General features: G+C 45.5%; 17 protein-coding genes. 3 read left to right on the top strand and 14 right to left on the bottom strand.

Annotated features, from left to right (window positions below):
* The first annotated feature begins 66 nt into the window (after positions 1–66).
* Complete coding sequence (locus tag RQP50_RS22215) at positions 67–933, top strand: YitT family protein (protein WP_072729961.1); 867 nt, start codon at positions 67–69, stop codon at positions 931–933.
* Between the two features lie 69 nt (positions 934–1002).
* Here RQP50_RS22215 and RQP50_RS22220 read toward each other — a convergent pair whose 3' ends face one another.
* The 6 genes from RQP50_RS22220 to nrdI form a co-directional block, all read right to left on the bottom strand.
* On the bottom strand, positions 1003–2040 hold the full coding sequence (locus RQP50_RS22220) for a glycoside hydrolase family 18 protein (protein WP_315746787.1): 1038 nt from the start codon (positions 2038–2040) through the stop codon (positions 1003–1005).
* Positions 2041–2086: 46 nt separating this feature from the next.
* Complete coding sequence (locus RQP50_RS22225; protein ID WP_072729959.1) at positions 2087–3376, bottom strand: alpha-L-fucosidase; 1290 nt, start codon at positions 3374–3376, stop codon at positions 2087–2089.
* A 161-nt stretch (positions 3377–3537) separates the two neighbouring features.
* A complete protein-coding gene (locus RQP50_RS22230) occupies positions 3538–4374 on the bottom strand; it encodes a YitT family protein (protein ID WP_065291164.1) in 837 nt (278 codons plus the stop codon).
* Between the two features lie 216 nt (positions 4375–4590).
* Entirely contained in the window at positions 4591–5589 is a 999-nt protein-coding gene (gene nrdF, locus RQP50_RS22235; protein ID WP_021260297.1) for a class 1b ribonucleoside-diphosphate reductase subunit beta, read from the bottom strand.
* Positions 5590–5710: 121 nt separating this feature from the next.
* Entirely contained in the window at positions 5711–7807 is a 2097-nt protein-coding gene (gene nrdE / locus RQP50_RS22240; protein ID WP_072729958.1) for a class 1b ribonucleoside-diphosphate reductase subunit alpha, read from the bottom strand.
* Entirely contained in the window at positions 7776–8147 is a 372-nt protein-coding gene (gene nrdI, locus RQP50_RS22245; RefSeq protein ID WP_021253639.1) for a class Ib ribonucleoside-diphosphate reductase assembly flavoprotein NrdI, read from the bottom strand. The genes nrdE and nrdI overlap by 32 nt, the downstream gene beginning before the upstream one ends.
* A gap of 631 nt (positions 8148–8778) precedes the next feature.
* Between nrdI and RQP50_RS22250 the strand changes: the two genes are divergently transcribed.
* Positions 8779–9060: a hypothetical protein gene (locus RQP50_RS22250; RefSeq protein ID WP_021253640.1), complete on the top strand. Its 282-nt coding sequence runs from the start codon at positions 8779–8781 to the stop codon at positions 9058–9060.
* A gap of 156 nt (positions 9061–9216) precedes the next feature.
* Here the strand turns inward: RQP50_RS22250 and RQP50_RS22255 are convergent, their stop codons facing one another.
* The 8 genes from RQP50_RS22255 to RQP50_RS22290 form a co-directional block, all read right to left on the bottom strand.
* Positions 9217–9981 carry an alpha/beta fold hydrolase gene (locus RQP50_RS22255; protein ID WP_315746788.1) on the bottom strand — a complete coding sequence of 255 codons (765 nt, stop codon included), beginning with the start codon at positions 9979–9981 and terminating at the stop codon, positions 9217–9219.
* 612 nt (positions 9982–10593) lie between these two features.
* Complete coding sequence (locus RQP50_RS22260) at positions 10594–11328, bottom strand: ABC transporter permease (RefSeq protein WP_072729955.1); 735 nt, start codon at positions 11326–11328, stop codon at positions 10594–10596.
* Positions 11321–12241 carry an ABC transporter ATP-binding protein gene (locus RQP50_RS22265; RefSeq protein ID WP_072729954.1) on the bottom strand — a complete coding sequence of 307 codons (921 nt, stop codon included), beginning with the start codon at positions 12239–12241 and terminating at the stop codon, positions 11321–11323. Before RQP50_RS22265 ends, RQP50_RS22260 begins: the two co-directional genes overlap by 8 nt.
* 71 nt (positions 12242–12312) lie before the next feature.
* The gene (locus tag RQP50_RS22270) at positions 12313–13233 is read right to left on the bottom strand and encodes a sensor histidine kinase (protein ID WP_315746789.1); all 921 of its coding nucleotides are present in this window, start codon (positions 13231–13233) and stop codon (positions 12313–12315) included.
* 109 nt (positions 13234–13342) lie between these two features.
* Positions 13343–14065, bottom strand: coding sequence for a response regulator transcription factor (locus RQP50_RS22275; RefSeq protein ID WP_315746790.1), 723 nt, complete (start codon positions 14063–14065; stop codon positions 13343–13345).
* A 198-nt stretch (positions 14066–14263) separates the two neighbouring features.
* Positions 14264–15139, bottom strand: coding sequence for a metallophosphoesterase (locus RQP50_RS22280; protein ID WP_315746791.1), 876 nt, complete (start codon positions 15137–15139; stop codon positions 14264–14266).
* A gap of 184 nt (positions 15140–15323) precedes the next feature.
* Complete coding sequence (locus RQP50_RS22285) at positions 15324–16724, bottom strand: sensor histidine kinase (protein ID WP_315746792.1); 1401 nt, start codon at positions 16722–16724, stop codon at positions 15324–15326.
* Complete coding sequence (locus RQP50_RS22290; RefSeq protein WP_072729950.1) at positions 16717–17370, bottom strand: response regulator transcription factor; 654 nt, start codon at positions 17368–17370, stop codon at positions 16717–16719. Before RQP50_RS22290 ends, RQP50_RS22285 begins: the two co-directional genes overlap by 8 nt.
* Before the next feature lie 239 nt (positions 17371–17609).
* Between RQP50_RS22290 and RQP50_RS22295 the strand changes: the two genes are divergently transcribed.
* The gene (locus tag RQP50_RS22295) at positions 17610–19028 is read left to right on the top strand and encodes an MFS transporter (RefSeq protein ID WP_315746883.1); all 1419 of its coding nucleotides are present in this window, start codon (positions 17610–17612) and stop codon (positions 19026–19028) included.
* Positions 19029–19181: the final 153 nt, after the last annotated feature.

Here is a 19181-nt window from a genome sequence, read left to right on the forward strand (position 1 = left end):
CATGAAAATGATATGATATACATACGTAAAGTTAGTACTAACCTATAGACAGAGAGGATTTGTTGCATGGCTAGAGTTCATAAGAAAATGTCCGTTCTAGACATCTTGAAGAGATTCATCTTCATCACGTCTGGTGCAATTCTAATGGGGGTAGCGTTGGAATTATTCCTCGTACCTAACAGTGTGATTGATGGTGGGATAACCGGTATTTCGATCGTGGTATCCAAGCTAACGGGCCTGCCGCTAGGTCTGTTCATCTTCCTTATTAACCTTCCGTTTCTCATTATCGGATACAAACAAATCGGAAAAACATTTGCATTTTCCACCTTATACGGAATCATAGTCATGTCCGGAACGACATTTATGCTGCATTCAGCAGAAGCATTTACAAATGAGAAAATATTGGCAGTTCTGTTCGGTGGCTTTATTCTCGGTCTCGGTGTTGGTCTCGTTCTTCGCTTTGGCGGATCACTAGATGGTACTGAAATCGTAGCCATTCTCGTGTCCAAGAAGACTCGGGTGCCAGTTGGTCAAATTATTCTCATTATCAACGTATTCATCTTTATCATAGCTGGATTCGCATTCGGCTGGGATTCAGCCATGTACTCCATCTTTACTTTCTATATTGCTTCGAAGGTGATGGATATCGTCGTTGAGGGCTTGAATGAGTCGAAGTCGGTAACCATCATATCGCAGGAATATGAGGAAGTCTCAGAAGCAATTCAGAGCCGCTTGGGTCGAAGCACGACCTTCATCTACGGCAGAGGCGGTTACAGCAAGGAAGATACCCAAATTATCTATTGTGTCGTTACCCGTCTGGAGCTAGCGAAGCTGAAGTCTGTTGTCCAAGAGATTGACAGCAAGGCGTTCATCGCGATCGAAAGTGTATCGGATGTACTCGGCGGCAACTTCCAGAAGAACGATATCCACTAATCACAAATCCCCTGCATGTCTCAGCGCTTCGCTGACGTATGCAGGGGATTCTCTATTTTACATCCCTAATTAGCTTGTGTAGGCACGGTACATGGCATCCAGCAACGTATGCGTATGGTCGCAGCTATATTCCCAGAACATAACGCCAGCAATTCCCTGCTCCCTCACATACTTGCACTTGTGCGTTAAGGATTCTGGATCGTCATACGTAATAAAGCTATGTCCGTCGTACAAGTATGGAGATTTTGCTTCCTCATCCCAATGACGAACGAATCCATTCTTGTCGATATATTCCGCAACCAGCTTCGTATAATCAGGTCCATACCCTCCCGATCCAGGCGCCATTTGCAAGTAGCCATTATTCGTATTCGGCACATCCTTCCACATTCTTGAATAGAAGGCAGCACCGATGACAATCTTCTCTCTAGGCACTCCTGCAGCAGCGAATAACCGTACAGATGCATCTATGCTAATGCGGAACAAGTCGCCAGTCGATGTGTACAAGTTCGTGTGATGCCCCGTCAAGGTTTGGAAGCCGCCGCGCATATCGTATGTCATGAGCTGAATGAAGTCCAAATACGAATGGATCACATCCATTTCCGTACCATCGATATAGTATTGGTCTGCCCCTGCTGCAATCGTCAGCAGATAGTATCTTCCGTCTGCGTGCCCCTGGGCGTCAAGCACCTCGCGCAGTTCCTTGAGAAGCAAGGTGAAGTTCTGCTTGTCATTCGGGCTGGACGCTATTCCTGCTTCCGAATAGCACGGGTACTCCCAGTCAAGGTCGATGCCATCGAACGGTGCTGTCTCTAAGACCCGCACTGCAGACTCTGCGAACAGTCGTCTTCCTTCAGCTGTCGACGCAGCCTCAGAGAACCCGCCTGCACTCCATCCGCCCACAGACAGTAGAATGAGCAGCTCAGGGTTGTAAGACTTCAATACTTGCAATTGAGACAAATTCTGCAAATGATCAATCGTAATGCGGTCGTTCTTCACATGACCAAATGCCACGTTCAAATGAGTTAGTTTCTTCGCATCTTCTGCTGTAACATTCGGTAGTACAGGATCACCTGCATAACCCGCTAAAATCAGCTTGTTGCTGCTCATGCTGTCGTCTTCCTCTCTACGTTGTGTTCTCTATGATTGCAACTCCCTAGTTGTGTGTAACCACGGCACCGGAACCGCCGTACATATCCAGTTCGCCTTCCAGTTCAATCTTCAATACCGTTACATTCTCATGCGCATCTTCCGGCGTCATATGTATCCATGTTGTACCCGGAATATTGAACCACGGCACGCCGCCTTGAATTTCATAAGTTAATTCCTTGCCAGAATGAAGCACCGTAATCTTTTTAATTTTATTCGAGAGACCTTTTAAGCAAACGCTTTCTTTCGGATCATCATATACGAACAAATATAACGTCTGACGATCCTTGGACACGGTACTGCCGCCCAAGTAATAACGAGTATGAATGCCTTCATCCGTCTCATAAATAGCCTCTTCATGCGTCCGAATCCAGTTGCCCAGACCAATGAGTGTCTCTTCCTGACGCTGCGGAATTGTCCCGTCCTCCATTGGCCCTACATCCAACAGCATATTCCCGCCCATCGTAATGCAGTCACAGAACATTCGGATAATTTGATTCAATGTTTTATAATAATCATCATCGTGTTGGTAGCCCCAAGAGCTATTAATGGTTGTGCAGAACTCCCATGGCCCTACTGGTCTTGTAATTGGCAAGCCCTGTTCCGGAGTCTTGTAGTCCCCATGCCCTTGAAGCCTGGAGTTAATGATAAGCTCAGGGTTGAACGACAGCAGGTAATCCTTGAACGCTGGCAAATTCCACTGTTCTGCGCTGCGCTCCCAGTCCCCGTCGAACCACAGCAGATCCACCTTGCCGTAGTCAGTAAGCAATTCACGCAATTGATTGTTATTGAATTCGAGGAAGCGCTGCCATGCCTCTTCATCCTGTACACCATCCGTCGGACTGCAGAAGCGGTTCACCTTGCTCAAATCCTCAGGCACCTTCCCGCCTTCGTACACACTTGCATAATCTGGATGTGACCAGTCTATCAAGGAATAGTACATACCAAGCTTAATACCGCGATCTGTAAGCGCCTTGGCATACTCTTTGATAAGATCACGCTTGGCAGGCGTCTTCTTCACAACGTTCAAGTCACTGTACTTCGTATCCCACAATGCAACGCCATCATGATGCTTCGTTGTCAGAACTGCATATTTCGCGCCAGACTTCTCGAAGAGGTCTGCCCACTTGTCTGCATCGAACTTGCTTGCCGTAAATCCATCGAGCTGCTTCATGTAGTCTTCATACGACACTCTTCCATTATAGAAAGACCAGGATTCTGAAATCCCATCGACCGCATAAATGCCATAATGAATGAAAATCCCAAGCTTCGCTTTCTCAAACCACGGTTGTACCATTGTTGTGCCCTCCCATATTCTAGTTGTACAATTCGTATTATCGCACATTTTGGCAGAAAAGTGTTAGCGAAAACATTCCGCGCCACACCTAACTTTTTCACAGTTAGATGTGGCGCGGAATCCAAGTGGCAGACACGCCATATTTGGTTGTTGAAGCCTGGTTATTTCGTAATATCAATAAAGCCTTCTCCGAACACATCCCTAACATCATGAATCGTAATAAATGCATCCTTATCTGTTGCTCGGACGATTTTCTTCAAGGTTGATACTTCCTGCTTACTAATAACAATGTACAGTACTTGCTTCCGATCCTTTGTATAATAACCATGTCCTTCCAGTACCGTCACTCCACGATCCATGACGACATTCACTTGCTCCGCGATCCGATCATGCTCCACGGAAATAATCGTAACCGCCTTCTTCGGATTCAATCCTTCGATAATGAAATCCATCACCTTCGTCCCTACATACAGCATCGCAATAGTTAGCATCAAGCCTTGCGGTCCAATGATGAAGAACGACGCGAATGCCACAATGAGGTCGAAGAACAATAATGCGTAACTTACATTCCAATCCAAATACTTGTTCATAATGCGAGCCAAAATCGTCGAGCCTGCTGTTGTGCCCCCGACTCGGATGATAAGACCGATCCCGACACCTGCGAAAATACCGCCAAAAATCGCATTGATCATGAGCTCATTGGATGCAATCCGCCAGCTCTCCGTCAAATGCAGGAATAATGAGTTGAACACAACTGCAATGATGGTATAGATCGTCGTTTTCTTATCCAAGAATTTGTAGCCAACGACAAGCAATACCGCATTTAAGATCAAGTTCATCAACCCTGGTGACCATTCGAACAGATAGTAGAGAATAATGGTAACCCCTGTTACCCCGCCCTCACCGAAATCATTGGGGATGACAAACAAGTTAACTGCTAATGCAAAAATGAAAGCGCCTGCGATAATGATAGCAATATCCGTAATTCTTTTTTTCATGAAAGCCCGTCCTTTATGTATGAAAATCATCTGTCCGAATTATCTCATCAAACTAAAGCAGTGAAAATTGATTCATGAATATACGGGTGTTCCCCTAGTATGGATATACATGCAGCCGGTACATTAAGTATTCCGCTCTTATGACACGACAATACAAAAACAACTGAGCGTTCCCACTCAGTTGTTCTTGCATCATTCCTAGCAATCCTTATCATCTTATGCAAAGATATCGGATTGTTTGACACGATCGTTCAGCATTGTAAAGTCTTTGTCTTGCAAAGGCTCTACCTTGCCCTTTTGATACCCGCTTCCCTTCGTGGAGAAGAAGTCATGTGTACTTGTTTCGGTACGGATACCGTTCAAGACAACGGGGTTAACATCTTCTTCTGGGAAGTATTGCTCAAAGCCCAAGTTCATGAGCGCTTTGTTGCCGTTGTAACGAATGTACTTCTTCACTTCATGTGTAAGTCCAATTGCATCATATAGCTGCTCAGTGTATTCAAGCTCGTTCTCGTACAATTCAAGCATCAGCTTGTTCACGAATTGGGACAACTCACGCTGCACGTCCGCACTTTGCTTATTGTAAATTTCCTGTGCAAGCAAGCCTACGAACACGCCATGGACGCTCTCGTCGCGGATGATCAGCTTAATGATCTCACCGCTTGCTACCATCTTGCCTTGTCCAGCCAAATACAGTGGATAGAAGAAGCCGGAATAGAACAGGAAGCTCTCCAAGAATACCGATGCTACCATCGCTTTGTACAAGCTGATTGGATCGTTGTCTTGAATACCCTTATATAGGCCGTCAATGATTGCTGTCTTCTTCTGCAAGTGCTTATTGTCTTTTACCCAATCGAATGTCTCATCAATCATTGCTGTGCTAGCAACCGTCGTAAAGATGGTGCTGTAGCTCTTCGCATGAATTTCTTCCATTGCCGCTTGGAAGATCAGAATTGCCTTCTTCTGCTTCCCTTCTACATGCTGCGCAATAACCGGCATTCCCACGTTCCCTTGTTCTGTATCCAGCAAGGTCAAGCCGCCAAGCACATGCATATAGGCAAGTTTCTCATCATCGGACATTTTCGTCCAAGACTTCAAGTCTTTCGAGATTGGAATCTCCGTATCAAGCCAGAATTGGGACGTATTTTGCGTCCACAGCATTTCCATATAATCCGATTCAGGTCTGTTCCAGTTAACAGCTTCAAAGTTTCTCATCTACGAATCTCCTTCTAGAGGTAATTCAAAAAGACCGCTTTAGATCACGAAGTAATATACACAGTGCTCGGTGCTGAAAACCATCCTTTTTGAACTCTCATTTAATGCAGGTTGCGCTCAATTAGACAACGCAGCTTACACATTCATCGATTGTTTTCTTCTTCGTACGTGTATAGTAGAGCGTCTTAAGCCCCTTCTTCTGTGCGTAAATATAATATTTTGCAAGATCACGAGTCGTCAGATCATCCTTAACAAACAGTACCGTTGAGATCGCTTGGTCAATATGAACTTGAACATCCGCAACCAAGTCAATCAGGTTGAACATATCCATGTCATATGCTTCTTTGTAATAGAAGTAGTTCTCATCGTTAATGTAAGGCATTGGATAGATCGTCTTGGAATCTCCGTACTCACGCTCCTCGATGCGCTGAGTAATTGGCGCGATCGAAGCTGTAGACGACTGCAAGTACGAGATAGAGCCTGTAGGTGCGATCGCCAGACGGTATGCATGGTACAAGCCATGCTCCATCACTTGCTCTTTCAAGCGAGCCCAGTCTTCCAATGTAGGCATCGTGTGACCTTCGAACAATTCCTTCACGCGATCTGTCTTCGGAGTGAAGTCCGTGTTCAAGTATCTATCGAAATATGCGCCGCTCGCATATTCACTCTTGTCAAAGTCCGTGAACGTCACGCCGCGCTCTTTCGCAATCAGCATGGAACGTTCCAAGGAATAGAAGTTCAGCATCATGAAGAACGCACGCACGAAGTCTCTTGCTTCCATGGACTCATATGCAATCTTGTTCTTCGCCAAGTAACCGTGCAAGTTCATTGCACCAAGGCCTACCGAATGAAGCTCACGGTTCGCCTTCGCTACGGATGGAACGATACTGATATTGCTGCGGTCAGATACTTCTGTCAGTGCGTCCATAGAACGATGAACCGTATCACGCATCCGCTTATTCTTCATGACGTTAACAATGTTAAGTGAACCCAAGTTACAGGAAATATCGCGGTTAATCTCATCCTCAATGCCGTAATCGTTAATTGTGGACACTTCACTAAGCTGTGCGATCTCACTGCACAGGTTGGAGAATTTAACCTTACCGATTTCTTTCAGGGCATGATATTCATTCGTGTTATCTACGAACATGATATATGGGTAACCAGATTCCATCTGAATCTGTGCAATTTTCAAAACTAGGTCGCGAGCGACAATTTTCTTTTTGCGGACTTTCGGATTGTCTACGAGCTCATCATACATTTCGGAGAGATCCATATCATCCAAATGCTTGCCATATGCTTGGAATACCGTGTGCGGATAGAACAAGTACATGTCTTTATCCTGCTCAACAAGCTCGAAGAACTTGTTCGGAGCAACGACGCCGAGCGACAAAGTCTTAATGCGGATTTTCTCATCACTGTTGATTTTCTTCGTATCCAGGAATTCATGGATGTCAGCATGGAATACGTTCAAGTATACAACGCCGCTTCCGTCACGCTGTCCCAATTGGTTTGCGTAGGAGAAAGCATCCTCAAACAATTTCATAACGGGGAGTACGCCGCTTGCTTTACCGTCTAGCCCTTTGATCTGCTCGCCTGCACCGCGAATCTTGCTCAAGTTCAAACTCACACCGCCGCCAATTTTACTTAACTGAAGTGCGGAGTTGATCGCAAATCCGATCGAGTTCATGGAATCGTTCACTTCGAGCAGGAAGCAGCTGACGAGCTCTCCTCTGCGCTTCTTCCCTGCATTCAGGAAGGTTGGCGTTGCTGGCTGATACTCTTGTGCAATCAACAGATCTGCATATTCGAATGCTTTGTTCATATCTCCGCTCGCTAAGAACAAGGATACAACCGCCAGTCTGTCTTCATAACGTTCCAAGAACTTCGTATCATCATTCGTCTTCATCGCGTAGTTATTATAAAACTTGAACGCGCTCATGAAGGATGGGAAGCGGAATTTCTTCGAGTACAGGAACTCGTACAATTTCTTAATATCTTTAAATTCATATTGGTCGAAAATCTCTTTCTCATAGTAATCATTTTCGATCAAATAATGAATCTTCTCTTCAAGGTTATGGAAAAACACTGTATTTTGATTGACATAATCAACGAAGTAGCTCTTTGCTGCGTCGTGATCCTTGCCAAATTGAAATTTACCGTCCTTCTGAACCATGATTTCATTGTTAAGCTGTATCCATTTTGGTATCAAAGTCATGGACCTCCCGAATAAAGTTGTCTACATCTCGTTTTGTCCCGCTGAGTTCAAACTTCATCAGTACGGGGACGGAGTATTCTCTGGAAATATGGTCAGCTGCAAGCCCATACCGAGTGCCCCAGTTCATGTTGCCGCTGGCCGCGACACCTTGGAGCAAATGACTGTGTTCTTCCAGAAACTCTTGCGTGGACTGTGGAACTTGTCCGAACCCGGTCGTGTACGTAATCAGGATAAAGGGTTCATTAAGCTTGGTGTCAGGCGTGACACGAACACACTCCAAATCCAATTTATCGACGAATCGTTTCACGTTACCCGTCTTCGAATCGTAAGCGATAAGCACGTGACCCCTCCGTTGTTCGACTAGTTTGCAAATGGAACGAACAAAAAATGCTCATTCAAAAACAAGGATCAAAGCGATCGACACGTTGCGTACCCTAATTGCGTTTATGCTGTCGCTTTAATCTCTCAATCTCTGAATAGGCATGTCTTAGAATCTGGCGCGTGGCGCCGCTCGATTCCAATTGCTGTCACAATATATAGTGTATGTATCGCATTAAACCAACTATATATAGTTCGCTATAGAATCATATACAATTTTAAGAGAAATGGCAAGGTCCATTTTATGACGCTTTCTCTATCAAATTTCATGTCGACTATTGGCACAAAACATTACTATCGTACCACACCTCAGACGAATATTGGAGATCATTTATTTTGGAATTGTAGAGAAATACATGATAAAAAAATTCGAATATTCCCCTTTTCAGCGACGGGATGGCGATCTCTCCAATCTCAACTTTTTTTTATTTAACCATGACATTGGAGTCAAATCAGCACATTTTTTGATTACCACATACACAATCCAAACATCGGATATGAACAAGCATATAATAATTGGAAGTGATTACTAGAAGTGATTACTAGAAGTGATTCATGTCAATTCATTTTGAATAGACGGAGGGAAACATCCGATGAGCAAATCTAAAGCGCTACGAACATCGAGATCATCTGATGTGGTAAATCAGGTGTATTCAAACCGGGTACTGCGATCTGAGTTTGATCGGAATTGGAGAACGGAAATTTCAAGAAGTGGGTATGTTATTTACATTGCAACTGCAAACCGGGCTAAAGTTGAGGTAATACTGTCAGGCGGGATAAACAAGCGATTGGTGTTTCCGAGAGGCGGAAGAGTGATCGTCGGTGGTGGCGGAACATCGCATTATAGCAAACCACATCGCACGATCACGATTTAATGATCATTGGTTAACTTGCATAGTATGATTATGAGTTACACTGGAACGTTAAGATATCGACCAGATACAGATATAGATACAGATATAGCGGCAGTACAAGACACCAGAGTCGTGTCTGACTGCCGCTGATTCGTGAAATGTCACGGAGTTTGTACCCTACGATTCATCCCCTGCTGCCAAAAAAGATAGAATGTGCGAGGCCATTTCTTGAGGATGCGTCAATGGGAGCATGTGGTCTGCACCCTCTATTTCGACGAAAGCAATACGTGGTATCCGCTTGAACTCCTCCGCGATCATGCGCATATCGTCCCACTCCACTGTCCCGTACATAAACAAGGTAGGAACCGCGATTTCCTCCAACTGTTCGATCGCAGGTGGCTGAGGCCATATCACCTCAAAGCTGCGCCACTCTGTGAAGACACGCGTAAAGTATTGGGTGTGCATATCAATAAAGATATCACGCTGACCGCTAGCCATGACCGTTCGATAAATTGGCCCCTCCAATGAAAACTGTATCATCTTGCCCACATCCGGAGCGAGTGAATTCAATTGCTGAATCCAGCCCCGATACGTCTCTGAGAAGATGAAACCTGTCAAGGATGGAGCAACAGCGATCAGTCGAGCGACTCTATCCGGGAAGGTTAATGTAAAGTTAGTAGCCAATTCTCCGCCTATAGAATGCCCAACTAGGGTCACCTGTTCCAGCTTCAGGTCGTCCAGCAGTTGACGTAAATCCTCGACAAGGTTGAACGGTACTTGCGGTGCGGGCGATCGCCCCGTACCACGAGCATCAAAGGTAACGACCTGGTGAGTTGTTGCGAGAAGTGGTACTAGCTCCCCCCATGCCCTTGAATCGACGCCTCCGCTGTGAATCAGCACAATCGGCTCGCCTGTTCCATAAATCGAGTAGCTCAGATCCATTCATGCTCCCTCCCATGTGGCTTTCTATTGATTGTTTCACCTCATATATTAGATATGGATCAATATTCAGATCAATGATTTTTTGTTTTTTCTTACCTTACATTCCACAGAAGCACTACGATCCCATTCTGGTCATCGCCAGTATCCAGATGGAGAAACCAACCCGATAAGGAAGTTTCCTTACTCGATGGAAATTCCCCAGCAATCCATACTCATTTCCCGTGCTTGTACTCTCATTTCCCGGGCAACCGCGCGGTTTCGAGCCATTGTGACAGTGATGTTCAACATAATCACAGAAAAACAGAGTCAGTTCCATGCCGAACCTCACTCCTTTTTGTCTCTTCAAGCAGCAATGTGCATAACCATGCAAAAGAATGATCCGCTACGGAAATAAGAAATTTTATTTTTGCAATGCCTACCTATTCCCCATCTCATTCATATTGCCTCTTGAAGGAAGATCATCATCATAAAACACTTGCTAAAGGTTGTAGCTGTATTCCTGATTGCTTTGATCCTCATTCTCTACGCGTCCGCCATGTTGTTTGGTAGAGAACGTAAAATAGACCGACCCGGAGGTCGATCTGCTTCAATTAACTTCCTATATATTTCACTTCATTTAATATCCATTCTGTTGAAATACAGAACGCTTGCTACTAAGCCGAATAGCGAAGTGATACCGACCGCAATAAACGAGTATAGAGGCGGATAATCCGCTACATAACTTTGTGTCACAATTACATGTGCAGCTGACCAAGGGAAAATCGCCTTGTAATCGGAACTGATCACGGTAACATTCCCTAACGTGATCACCGCTGTGAACATGATGGTCGGCACATAATTTTTGAATAAGAAGGTTACCCAAATCGTCGGTGTGGACAACAGGAACATAAGGACAGCACCTAGTACATAGTCACCCAATGAAGACACCAGTACCGTGGCACTTACCCCGTCTGATTTGATAAAAAATCCGAATCCCAATGTAAGCACCCATGCCACCATCGTCAATAGAAGTATCCATATGAGCAGCATAAGCATTTTGCTCGCGATTAGAGCAACTCTTGATACCGGGATTGTAAGCAGGTTCTTGAGTGTATCCTCCACAAATTCTCGATTGAATAAATATGCAGTAATAACACCATACAACAGTACTCCAAGCAGCAGCATCACATTCAGATTCGTGTTATAAAATGAAATTTCGAAAGGGATTACTTTCTCTGGCTCACGCTTCATCTGGCTCAAGTATGCGATGAACATCATAATTGGTGCGGCAGACGCCCCAATTATACTCACGAGAAACATCTTCGATCGTTTCAGCTTCAATAACTCGGTATAGAGCAAATTAACCAATCGTACCACCACCAATCCGCTTTACGAAATAATCTTCAAGCGTGTCCTCGTGGAGTGTCATTTTGAACACATCAATATCGTTCTGAACAAACATCTTATTCAGCTTGTTCTGTTCTCCAATCCGTGAATATACACGTATCAATCCGTCACCATGGATTTCATAATCATGGACGCCCGCTCGCGACTCGAGCAGCATCGCTGCCTTATTGTCATTGGACACACGGAACTCGATATATCTGCGATTTCGTTTATGCAGCTCTCCAATTGAAATTTCCTCAAGCAGCTTCCCCTCATGGATAATTCCAAGCTGGTCGGCAAGCTGCTCAACCTCGGATAAAATATGACTGGATATTAGCACAGTGATGTTGCGTTCTACCGCTAAAGATTTAATGAGCTTGCGCATCTCCTTAATGCCAATCGGATCAAGGCCATTCGTTGGCTCATCAAGAATAAGCAGCTCTGGATGATGCAGGATCGCTCTGGCAATCCCGAGACGCTGCTTCATCCCCATCGAATATTGACCTACCAGCTTCTTCGTCTCTTCCTGCAGCCCCACCGTTTCTAGTGCTTCCTCCAACGCATTTCGTTTGTATACGCCCATCAGCTTCGCATTAATGAGCAAATTCTCATATGCCGTTAAATTCTCATAGAATCCGGGATGCTCCACCATCGAACCGATTCGGGACAGGATTTCTCTAGGCTTAGCGTTCAATTGCTGCCCGAATAGTTCAATTTCCCCTTCTGTAGGCTTGATTAATCCAAGCAGCATGCGGATAGTCGTTGTTTTGCCAGCGCCATTGCGACCAAGAAAGCCGTATATCTCGCCTTGCTTCACATTCATGTTCAGATCATGAACAGCAATCTGTTCCCCATACTGCTTCGTGAGCCGGGTCGTACGTATGATCGTGCTCATGCAGCACCTCCTGAGTAAGTCTACTATTATCGTAAGGGGTTGATTTTAAATGCTGCTTAATGAGTTCTTAACTATCTCTTAACTGGTGGCAATGTCTTTCGAATGGGAATATTGACGATAAAGGCAGTTCGGACATGCGGCTCGCTTAACACGGAGATGTGGCCGCCAAGCTTATCGACAAACGCCTTCGTAATTGCTAATCCTAGCCCGCTACCGCCATGAAGCAGACTCCGTGATCGTTCGGAGCGGTAGGTTCGCTCGAATACCTTCGTTAACTCGTCCACTGGAATTCCCGGCCCTTTATCCCATATCGTAATGGCAATGTTCGCCCCATTCCGCTCTAGTTCCACCCCTAATACCTGACCATCCTTGCCATACTGTATCGCATTCTTGATCAGGTTGTTCAAAATTCGGATGTACCCATAGCGATCCATTGCAACCATACAGGACTCCTCAGGAATCTGAACCGCTAGATCCATACCGTTCTTTTTCAACTCTGGCAGAAATGAAATCAACGCTTCCCTCAGCAGCTCCGCAGCATCTAATGACTCCCATCTCATCTCGACTTCATCCGCATCCAGCTTCGCCATCTGGAAGATATGGTCGATCAATTCCTTAAGCGCTTGTGCTTTCGCTGAAATAATCGCAACACACTCATCCCTCTCTTGCTCTGAAGAGATATGTTCATCCTGCAATGCATCGACATAACCGATAATCGAAGTAAGCGGTGTTCGTATATCATGCGAGATATTAGCGAGAAGCCTCTTACGGGCAGCATCGGATCGAATTGCATTCACTTGAAGCTTCTCCATCTGCTCAATTAATTCATTAATCGAAAAGAGCATCTCATCATACGCCTCAGATTCATTCGCCAGCAGTCTCGTATTGACATTGCCGCGAACAGCACGCTTCACGGCGGCAGCATGGCTCCTAACCTCCGCTATAAACCGAACACGTCTGTAGAGCAGCAGCGCAGCAACGGTAAACAACACAGCAAACAGCCCCCACCTGTATATACCTAGAGGCTGTATTGTCATACTATCGATGACGAACCATATAGTTAATCCCATTAATAAAATAACCAGCATTAGACTGTTTTTGTCATGCCTCATCGCGTTCACCTGTAAACTTATAGCCAATGCCCCACACCGTCTGAATCAGCTTCGGTTCAGATGGGTCTGTTTCAATTTTCAGCCGAAGCTTACGAATATGAACCATAACTGTATTATCGTCCTCAATGTATTCTGATCCCCACACCTGTCTAAAAATCTGCGTCTTCGTAAATACCTGCTCAGGATGAGAAGCGAACAATCTCAACAACTCAAATTCCTTGGCGGTCAGATTTACTTCTTGCCCATTGCGGGTAACTACATATTTTTTAACATCAATTATTAATCCCTTAAATCGCATGGTTGCTGAACCTTCTTCTGCAAGGCTACCGGCTTCGCTGCCTAGGATCATGAATCTTCTCAGCAATGCCTTGCTCCTTGCAACCAGTTCATGTATGCTGAAGGGCTTCGTCATATAATCATCAGCACCGATACCCAGACCTACAATCTTGTCCATCTCTTCGTCCTTCGCCGTCAGCATCAAAATGGGCACATTGCTTCTCTCCCGAATACGACGGCACACCTCTACTCCATCTATGTAAGGCATCATTAAGTCGAGAATGATAAGATTATACTTATGCTGCTCGAACAATCGCAGCGCTTCTTCACCGTGAGCTGCTGTATCTACCGTGTATAATTCCCGCTCTAAGTACTTCTTCAATAAATCTCGAATCTCTCGCTCGTCGTCGGCGACAAGCACGCGAATAGGCTGCATCGTTCCGTTCTCCCCTTATATCTATCGTAGATTACCCATATCTGATTCGCATTCTACATACTTGCAAATGTAAGTGTAACGAATCTAGCAGCCAATTGCACGTGTTTGCCAATTTCCATACGCTCGTGTCCCTTCATCGGGATGCAAATGGATAAATTAGAGCCCTATCTGTTCTCCAAGCATTGCTGTGAAGAGTTCTCACGAACGCATCAATGTATGAACCGTAATTTCCGGCTTGCTTAGAAAGCGGACAGGCAGTTCTGTCGTCCCGATGCCTCGATTGACATAGAGTTGCATCTGCTTATTCAGGGTAGTTGTTCCCTTAATTGCGTACAACCCCTCAACATACTTCTTCGCTAAAGGCGGCGTATATATTGTGCCATACCACGGCAATTGAACTTGACCCCCGTGACTGTGGCCTGATAATTGCAAGTCGATCGGATAATCGATAACTTGATCGGCAACATCCGGCTCATGCACGACGAGTAAATTGAAGTTGTCAGGTTCTAAGTCTTTTAGCGTTCCATGTATATTGGGCGAACCTAACAAGAAATCATCAAGCCCGCTAATGGTGATATATTCATCATGATTCGGGAGATGAATTTGCTTGGTATCGTTCACGAGTACAGTGAAGCCTGCTTCCTCCATATAAGACTGATAAATCCGGCTGCCTCCTCCACCGCGATCATGATTGCCGAATACGGCATACTTGCCTAATGTTGCTTGCAGCTGTCCTAGTATTCGCTGGGAACAGTCTCTCCGATTTCCATACGCATTGAAATTGTCAACCATATCTCCCGTAAACACAATAATATCTGGATGTTCTTGATTAATCCGATCAACAAGTTCAAGCAGCTGAACATCATTGAAATGATCCCCCAAATGAACATCGGAAAAATGTACAATCTTCATCCCATGAAAACTTGGAGGGATATACCGATTTAGTATCATCTGCCTCGTCACACTTAAGCTGTTCGGTTCCAGCTTTATGCCATAAAATAATGTTCCTGCAAGCAGAAGCAACACAATCAGAGACACACGAATCGCATGCTTGCTCCACTTCTTGTCCTTCATGATCTCACCTCAACCCAATCATAGGAGATCAATGTTACGCCAATATGACAAAATGAAAATAGCCATCAAGAAAACCAGTCTGCGTGAACATGATCATCTAATAACGAGAGCACGAAATTTATTGCTTACATACAAAAAAACTGCCTTTCAGCAGTATATTGAAAACACTACTTGAAAGGCAGTTTTACATCTGCTCCCCCTGCTTGCATAGAGGAAGCGCAATATGAAATTCGATATCTCCATTGTGCAGTCGCACGCCATAAGCCGCCTTGTGCTTCTGCAGGATCCCCTTCACAATAGCCAGACCAAGCCCTGCACCACTAAGCTGCTTGTTCCGCGAGCTCTCAGCAACGAAGAACGGCTCCCACAATTGCTTCAGCTGCTCTTCAGTCATGGAGAATGTACATCCATTCCGAATGAACAGCACTAACGCATCATCCTTGTTCGTAAGATCAATCTGAATTTTCCGATTCGTCGTATATTTCATTGCGTTCGATACGAGATTGTTCAGCACCATTTCAAGCTTGACCCTATCAGCCTGGACGCAAAAGCTTTCCGCATTCTGATCATTTAAGGTCAACTCAATCGAATGCTGCTGCAGAGGTAGCTCATATTTCGCAATGACTTGTTCAAGAAGATTAACGACATGAACATTTTCAATGTTCAGCTCTTCCGTCTGCAAGCGAGACCATTCCAACAGCTTCGTAACGAGCTCGGACATATCATCCGTTTGCGACTGTATGACATCCATGTAGGTGCCGTCATCCAGACCATCCTTCACCCCTGCGGAATATGCCTTGATCACGGCAAGCGGTGTCTTCAGTTCATGTGAGATGTCACGAATAAGGACACGCAAGTTCCGGTTCTTCTCCTCCAGCTCCAGATGCGCTTGCTTCAGCTTATCACTCATCGTATTAATGCTGTGTGCAAGCTCCTCAATCTCATCTCCTGTTCGGATGTCCACTGTCCGGTATCGTCGTTCGGCGATATCCTCCGCCGTATTCTTAAGCTGCTCAATTGGCTTCACCGTTCGCTTGGAGAACCAAGCAGTGAGCAGGAGGGCTAGAGTGAGCGCACCTACCGCAATAATCGAATTGAACTGATTGACGATACGTATCGTCTCGCCTGAATTGGCCACCGATTCGCCTACAGCGAGAATCATTCCTTCTTTCATGACAAACGTAACGAGAACGCTCGACTTCAACTTCTCCTGCTGATACGACTTCGTAACTATCCCACCGCGCATTAGCTCTGCAAGGCTCTCTTCCGTAAGCCAGAATTTGCTCATCGCAATCCGCTCCCGCGTAAATTGTTCACGCAATGTCCAATTCAAGCGGTCAATGTCATGGTCGTAGGGGGTATGAACGATTGTGAAGTGGTAATCATCCGCCACCCGCTGAACTTCTTCAAGGAGCTGCTTCGACTCTATGCTGAGCAACCTCTCCACCGCTTCCGTCAACGCAGCACGCTTCTGATGGACAAAATAATTCGGCATAAAGAACGTATTCACACAATACGAGAGTCCGAACACTACGACAAGAATAAGTGCAATTTGCACAAACAGCTTGCGACTAAGCTTATTCATGGCTATTCGGATGCTCGAAGCTGTAGCCCATACCACGGTGCGTCCGTATCCACTCCTCGCCGATCTTCTCCCGCAAGCGGCGTATATGCGTATCTACCGTACGTTCCTCGCCGAAGTAATCATAGCCCCATACATGATCAAGCAGCGCTTTGCGCGTTAAGACCTGCCCCTTATTCAGAATAAAAAACTTCATCAATTGAAATTCCTTCTTCGTAACTCGCAGATCAATTCCACGCTTGCTAATCTTCTGTCCTTCCATATCTACCTGGATATCCCCGAATAGATATTGTGCCTGCATGTTCAGCAGCTTCTTCGCCCTCACCAGCAAAACCCGAGGATCGAACGGCTTCCGCATATACTCATCCGCTCCAGAATCAAGAGCTGTCAGCTCATCTTCATGCTCTCCCTTGGCCGTTAGCATGAGCACCTTTAACTTCGAATTCGATTTGATTTCTCGACACAACTCAATCCCGCTCATCTGCGGCATCATCCAATCGAGCACTGCCAAGTCCAGCGGTTGGTTGTAATAGATCTCAAGCGCTTGATGCCCGTTCTCCGCCGTAAAAGTTCGAAAGCCCTCTTTATCAAAATAAGCCGCTAAAATTTTCAACATATGCGGCTCATCGTCTGCAATAAGTACATTCATCTACTTTGTATCTCCTTACCCTTGTCTGTCTTGCGTTGAGTGCATTCTATATTATTGCATTTTTAATTGAATAAGGAAAACCCCACTGCTATACTGGAAGCAACAATAATGAGGAGGCGTTAAGATGAAGTGCGTAACATCAACTGGGGCAGGTATTGATCGGGGATAACGCATAACACCCCTGTAAACTGCGCAATTCCCCTTTAGCAAGAGAAAGGGGATTCCTATTCGTGGAACAAATGAACAATAACAACCGCATCGAGGCGGCAGAACAAGAACAACCCGTGTATGCCTTTCCCAATGTGAAGAAATCGATCGCATGGTTAAGCTTTTTAGCTTTTTTCAGTGTGTTGAATGAGACTGTGTTCAACGTATCATTGCCCGACATCGCACACGATTTCAGTATCACTCCGTCCGTTGCGAATTGGATCAACACATGCTTCATGATTACCTTCGCGCTCGGCTCCATCATTTATGGCACCCTGTCATCCCAATACGGCATTAAGAAGCCGCTGCTCATCGGTGTGCTCATCTATGGTAGTGGCTCGTTGCTCGGTTTCTTCGCCCATGACTACTTTTCAGCTGTATTGTCAGCCAGATTGATACAAGGTGCCGGGGCTTCGGCTGTGCCCGGACTCATCATGGTTATGGTCACTCGCTACGTTGGAGAACAGCATCGAGGCAAGGCGTTTGGCATGATTGGTTCTATGGTAGCGCTTGGTGAAGGGATTGGCCCAGCTGTAGGCGGTGTACTGGCAGATTATGTGCATTGGTCCTACCTATTTATCATTCCGGTAATGACAATAGTCAGTCTCCCCTTCTTCTTGACCGCACTGCCGCAGGAGCCTTCTCGCAATGGGAGAACAGATATCATCGGCATTGCCCTCTTGTCAGCAGGCATTATTCTATTTACCTTGTTTACTACGACATATGTCTGGTTCTATCTGGTCTGCAGTATGATTCTCGTTCTTGGGTTTGCCTTGCACATCCGACGTATTCGCGAACCATTTATTGCTCCATCCCTGTTCGCTAATCGACCATATGTACTCGGCACGCTTGCTGGTTCCATTTTGCTAGGAACGGTAGCTGGATTTATTTCCATGGTTCCTTACTTCATGCGGGATGTACATCAACTCTCGACCGCTGTTATCGGCAGCGCGATCATTTTCCCAGGGACACTCAGCGTCATTCTGTTCGGCATACTCGGTGGAACTCTCGTTGATAAGAGAGGAACTTCATTTGTTTTTGTCGCTGGATTAGGTCTCGTCACATTTAGTTTCGTCACGCTCCTTGCGTGGGGGAATGATTCTCCATGGCTGATGACGTTCGCACTCGTGCTCGTGTTCGGAGGGTTGTCATTCATTAAGACGGTTATCTCTGCTTCCGTTGCAGAATCACTTGCACCTGACCAAGCAGGAGAAGGAATGAGCATGCTCAGCTTTGCATGCTTTATGGCTGAAGGCATCGGCATCGCTGTAGTCGGCGGTCTGCTTACACACGGGTGGCTGTTGACTTCACTGACACCTACCGTTGCCAATGAAGCTGCTTCATTCCCCTTATACAGCGGCCTGATTATTCTGCTCATAGCAGTTCTTGCTTGCGGAGGGATCGTATACAGCTTGTCATTGAGACGACATTCTACAGCTTCACACGATTAACTATTCATGAGGATCAGGATTTCTTCCTGATCCTCATTTTTGTCTATTCCCCCCTCTTCAAATCTCCTAAACACGCTCCTTATCTCCTTATTCCTCTTTTCTTATGTTGTCTAGCTAACAATTGCAATCATTGGCTTCTATCTCTCTAGTAAT

This window comes from Paenibacillus suaedae, assembly GCF_032337355.1.
Lineage (GTDB): Bacteria > Bacillota > Bacilli > Paenibacillales > Paenibacillaceae > Paenibacillus_B > Paenibacillus_B suaedae.

Coding starts and splice junctions, on each gene's coding strand:
- RQP50_RS22215 (WP_072729961.1), top strand. CDS start 67: ATGGCTAGAGTTCATAAGAAAATGTCCGTTCTAGACATCTTGAAGAGA.
- RQP50_RS22220 (WP_315746787.1), bottom strand. CDS start 2,040: ATGAGCAGCAACAAGCTGATTTTAGCGGGTTATGCAGGTGATCCTGTA.
- RQP50_RS22225 (WP_072729959.1), bottom strand. CDS start 3,376: ATGGTACAACCGTGGTTTGAGAAAGCGAAGCTTGGGATTTTCATTCAT.
- RQP50_RS22230 (WP_065291164.1), bottom strand. CDS start 4,374: ATGAAAAAAAGAATTACGGATATTGCTATCATTATCGCAGGCGCTTTC.
- nrdF (WP_021260297.1), bottom strand. CDS start 5,589: ATGAGAAACTTTGAAGCTGTTAACTGGAACAGACCTGAATCGGATTAT.
- nrdE (WP_072729958.1), bottom strand. CDS start 7,807: ATGACTTTGATACCAAAATGGATACAGCTTAACAATGAAATCATGGTT.
- RQP50_RS22250 (WP_021253640.1), top strand. CDS start 8,779: ATGAGCAAATCTAAAGCGCTACGAACATCGAGATCATCTGATGTGGTA.
- RQP50_RS22255 (WP_315746788.1), bottom strand. CDS start 9,981: ATGGATCTGAGCTACTCGATTTATGGAACAGGCGAGCCGATTGTGCTG.
- RQP50_RS22265 (WP_072729954.1), bottom strand. CDS start 12,241: ATGAGCACGATCATACGTACGACCCGGCTCACGAAGCAGTATGGGGAA.
- RQP50_RS22275 (WP_315746790.1), bottom strand. CDS start 14,065: ATGCAGCCTATTCGCGTGCTTGTCGCCGACGACGAGCGAGAGATTCGA.
- RQP50_RS22280 (WP_315746791.1), bottom strand. CDS start 15,139: ATGAAGGACAAGAAGTGGAGCAAGCATGCGATTCGTGTGTCTCTGATT.
- RQP50_RS22285 (WP_315746792.1), bottom strand. CDS start 16,724: ATGAATAAGCTTAGTCGCAAGCTGTTTGTGCAAATTGCACTTATTCTT.
- RQP50_RS22290 (WP_072729950.1), bottom strand. CDS start 17,370: ATGAATGTACTTATTGCAGACGATGAGCCGCATATGTTGAAAATTTTA.
- RQP50_RS22295 (WP_315746883.1), top strand. CDS start 17,610: ATGAACAATAACAACCGCATCGAGGCGGCAGAACAAGAACAACCCGTG.